Source organism: Streptomyces sennicomposti (assembly GCF_019890635.1).
Classification (GTDB): Bacteria; Actinomycetota; Actinomycetes; order Streptomycetales; family Streptomycetaceae; genus Streptomyces; species Streptomyces sennicomposti.
The window spans coordinates 1-3,882 of record NZ_JAIOAB010000122.1; the positions used below are offsets into that span (position 1 = coordinate 1).

The 3,882-nt window shown below is 71.2% G+C and carries 3 protein-coding genes; 2 read left to right on the forward strand and 1 reads right to left on the reverse strand.

Annotated features, from left to right (window positions below; genetic code table 11):
* Positions 1 to 134 precede the first annotated feature (134 nt).
* Entirely contained in the window at positions 135 to 1,076 is a 942-nt protein-coding gene (locus K7787_RS31270) for a LysR family transcriptional regulator (RefSeq protein ID WP_247721470.1), read from the forward strand.
* A gap of 77 nt (positions 1,077 to 1,153) precedes the next feature.
* Here K7787_RS31270 and K7787_RS31275 read toward each other — a convergent pair whose 3' ends face one another.
* Entirely contained in the window at positions 1,154 to 2,500 is a 1,347-nt protein-coding gene (locus K7787_RS31275) for a phenylacetate--CoA ligase family protein (RefSeq protein ID WP_164393098.1), read from the reverse strand.
* A 295-nt stretch (positions 2,501 to 2,795) separates the two neighbouring features.
* Between K7787_RS31275 and K7787_RS31280 the strand changes: the two genes are divergently transcribed.
* Positions 2,796 to 3,882 (forward strand): CoA transferase (locus tag K7787_RS31280; protein ID WP_223003697.1); only part of this gene is annotated, 1,087 nt, incomplete at its 3' end.

Below are 3,882 nucleotides of genomic sequence, written 5' to 3' on the forward strand. Positions count from 1 at the left end.
CACCCCGCCCCTCTCCCTCCCTGCCCCGCCCGGCCCGTTGCCGTCGGCCCCTCGGTACGGGCCGTCCCGCCGCCGGCGGACGGGGCCCGACCGCCGTTGACCCGAAGAACCGCGTGCACTGCGAGGGTGGCCCCATGGGAACGTTCAACCGGCTTCACCTGATCCGCCAGGTCGACCTGTTCACCCTGCGACTCTTCCTCTCCTCGATCGAGGAGCAGCAGATCGGCCGGGCCGCGATCCGGGAGAACATCGCCGCCTCGACGGCGACCAAACGCATCCAGGTCCTGGAGGACATCGCCGGCATCCAGCTCCTGGAACGCGGGCCGAAGGGGGTCGTCCCCAGCCCGGCCGGCGCGGTCCTGGCGCGCTACGTCCGCCAGATCTTCGACAGCCTCGAAGACATGCGCTCGGAGATCTCCTCCTTCACGCAGGGCGTGCGAGGAGAGCTGACCATCGCGTCGGCGCGCACCATCATCGTCCCGTTCCTCGCCCGCGAGATGGGTGACTACAGCCGTGAGTTCCCGCTCGTCGAGCTGGCGCTGCACGACGTGGAGAACGCGGACATCGTGCGGCAGGTCGCGCACGGCGAGGCGGACATGGGCGTGTTCGCTGCGGCGTACGGGCTGGACCTCGACGGGGTCGACGTCACGCCCTACCGGCGCGACCGCCTGGTCGTCGTCGTGCCCCGCGGCCATCTGCTCAGCGAGCGGCCCGGTGTGACGTTCCAGGAACTGCTGCCCGAGAAGCTGATCGCGGTCACCTCCATGCTCGGCGCCTTCCGCGTCGCCGCCCGCCGGCTGGAGCGGGAGTTCGAGCCCGGGTACCACGTCCGGAGCGCGAGCGTCGCGCTCAGCCTCGTCCAGGCCGGACTGGGGGTCACCGTGCAGCCCGAGTGCCTGCTCACCCGGGAGGACCTGGACGGTGTCGCCGTGCTGGAGCTCGCCGAGCCGTGGGCGGTACGGAAGATCCACATCGCCACCGCGCACGGCCGCACCCTGAGCCCGGCCGCCCGCGCGTTCCTCAACCAGTTGCTCGACCGCCCCGGCGACCACGGGGCGCACCGCCGCGACGCCTGACCGGCGAACGAGAATCCCGCGTTCCCGGACCGCCCGGGAACGCGGGGTTCTCGCTGCCCGCGGGCAGGATGCCGTGCCTACACCCGCTCGATCAGCGCGACCTTGACGTGGTCGGGACGCTTGAGCGTGCCGTCGGGAACGAGTTCGACGACCGTCTTGACGTTGAGCGCGGAGCGGATGCGCTGTTCGAGCGAGGTGCGCAGCTCGTCCTGCCGCTCCTTGCCCAGACCGGCCGCGTGCTCCACGACCAGGGGCAGCGGGCGCTGCGTGGAGTGGCCCTCGAAGTCGGCCCGGATGCGCATCTCCCCGGTGGTGAGCGGCGCCAGCTCCAGGACCAGCTGCTTGAGGGCCGAGGGGAAGACGTTGATCCCGCGGACGATGAGCATGTCGTCGGTGCGGCCGATGCACCGCACCTTGTATCCGGTCCGGCCGCAGGAGCAGTCGGTGCCGGTGACCACGACGTGGTCCCTGGTGCGGAAGCGCAGCAGGGGGGAGGCCTGGCGGCGCAGCGCCGTGTAGACCAGCTCGCCCTGCGCGCCCTCGACCGGGGCGACCTGCTCGCCGGTCTCCGGGTCGATCAGCTCGGCGATCATCAGGTCCGGCGACAGGAAGTGCATGCCCTCGCCGGCCTCGCACTCGCCCCAGTAGGTGCAGGCGATGTCGGTGCCGCCGAGCATCTCCCGGGCGGTCGCGCCCCACAGCGACTCGAGGTTCTCGCGGACCGAGGGCAGTCCGCCGCCGGGCTCGCCGCCGACGCTGATCGCGCGGACGCCCAGTTCCCGGGCGGCCCGGCCGACGATCTTCGGGGCCTGCTCGGCGAGGTGGGCGAGGAAGTACGGGGTGCCGATCAGCGCGTTGGGGCGCTGGTCCGCCTGGACGCGCAGCAGCCGCTCCGCGCCCGCCTCGGCGCCGATCGGGATGTCCACGATGCCCATGTACTGAAGGATCTGGACGACCGGCAGGCCGCCCACGAAGCCCTTGCTCATGCCGAAGGCGTGCAGCAGCCGGTCGCCGGGCCGGAAGCCGTTGGCGTACAGCGCCCGCGCGCCCAGTTCGCACCAGGTGGTGATGTCGCTCGCCGTCAGCGCCACGTACGACGGGCTTCCCGTCGTGCCGGACGACGCCTGGATCTGCACGATGTCGCGGTCGGGCACGGCGACATGGGCGCCGAGCGGCGGGAAATCGGCCAGACTGTCGCGCAGCTCCTGCTTCTCCGTGAACGGAAGGCCGGCCAGATCCTCGACCGTGCCGATCTTCGACGCGTCGATTTTGTGCGCGGAGAATTTCTCACGGTAAAAGGCGCTGTTCCCGGCCAGGTGAGCGATTTGTTCCCTCAGCCGTTCATTCTGGACCGCCCGCGCTTCCGCGGGGGAAATGGTCTCGATGGGGCTCCAGTACTTCTCTGAGAACGGAGCAACTGTCATGACGCCTCCTTCTCGCCCCGGCCCGTCGATGACCGACCGGTCGTCGGACGCATCGCGATCGCCTGCCGGGCGTCTAGGTATGGGCAGACCATATATCTTATTGACTATATTCATCCAGGGCAGGCCGCATGGCGGCCGCGATGCGGTGTGCGGGGAAGGCGGCGGTCGCGTCGGCGTCGCTCGGCCTGGTCTGCTCGGTCGGCCCTGGGGGGACTGTCCGCATGAACTGCATATCATATATGATCGCTGTCAGGGTCCGGGCGTGCCCGCACCCGGCGAACCCGAAAGGACGACCATGCCTCCCGAAGAAGTGCCCGCATCACGGCAGCCGCTGTCCGGCCTCAGGGTCGTCGAGATCTCCAGCTACGTGGCGACCCCGCTGTGCGGGCTGACGCTCGCGCAACTGGGCGCGGACGTCGTCCGGGTCGAACCCCTCGGCGGCGCGGCGGACCGCACCAGATGGCCGCTGGCCGACTCCGGGACCAGCCTGTACTGGTCGGGGCTGAACAAGGGCAAGCGCGCCGTCGCCGTCGACATGTCGTCCGAGGCGGAGCGCCGCCGCGTGGTGGACCTGATCGTGCGCGGCGACCCGTGCGTCGTGGTGAGCAACAGCGACCGGTACCCGGAGTTCGGCCACGAGGCGCTCAGCGCCCTGCGCCCCGACCTGATCCATGTGCTCCTCCAGGGGCGGGCCGACGGCGGCGCGGGCGTGGACTACACCGTCCAGGCGGCCACCGGCTTCCCCCTGATCACCGGGCCGTCGGGCGCCGAGGCGCCGGTGAACCACGTGCTGCCGGCCTGGGACATCGCGGCCGGCCTGTATCTGGCGGTCGGGCTGCTCGCCGCGGAGCGGGAACGGCTGCTCAGCGGCCGGGGCCGGAGCATACGGGTCGCGCTGGACGACGTGGCGCTGGCCACCGCGGGCAACCTGGGGTATCTCGCCGAGGCGCAGGTCACCCGGCACGAGCGCGTCAAGTCGGGCAACGACGTCTTCGGCACCTACGGCCGCGACTTCCTGACCTCGGACGGCGTACGGGTGATGGTCGTGATCCTGACGGAGCGGCACTGGAGCAAGCTGCTGGCCGCGACCGGTCTGACGGCCGCCTTCGCGGGGCTGGCCGACACGCTCGGCATCGACTTCTCCAGCGAGTCGCAGCGCTACGAACACCGCGAACTGATCTCGACCCTGCTGGCCCGGTGGTTCGGCGGCGTCCCGTTCGCCGAGGCGGCGGCGGTCCTCGACCGCCACCGGATCCTGTGGGAGCGCTACCGCAGCTTCGCGGAACTCGGGCGCGACGGCGGCGCCGAGCTGCGCAAGAGCGACCTCTTCGACGTGGTCGACCAGCCCGGCGTGGGCCCGCACCTGGCCCCGAAGTCCCCTG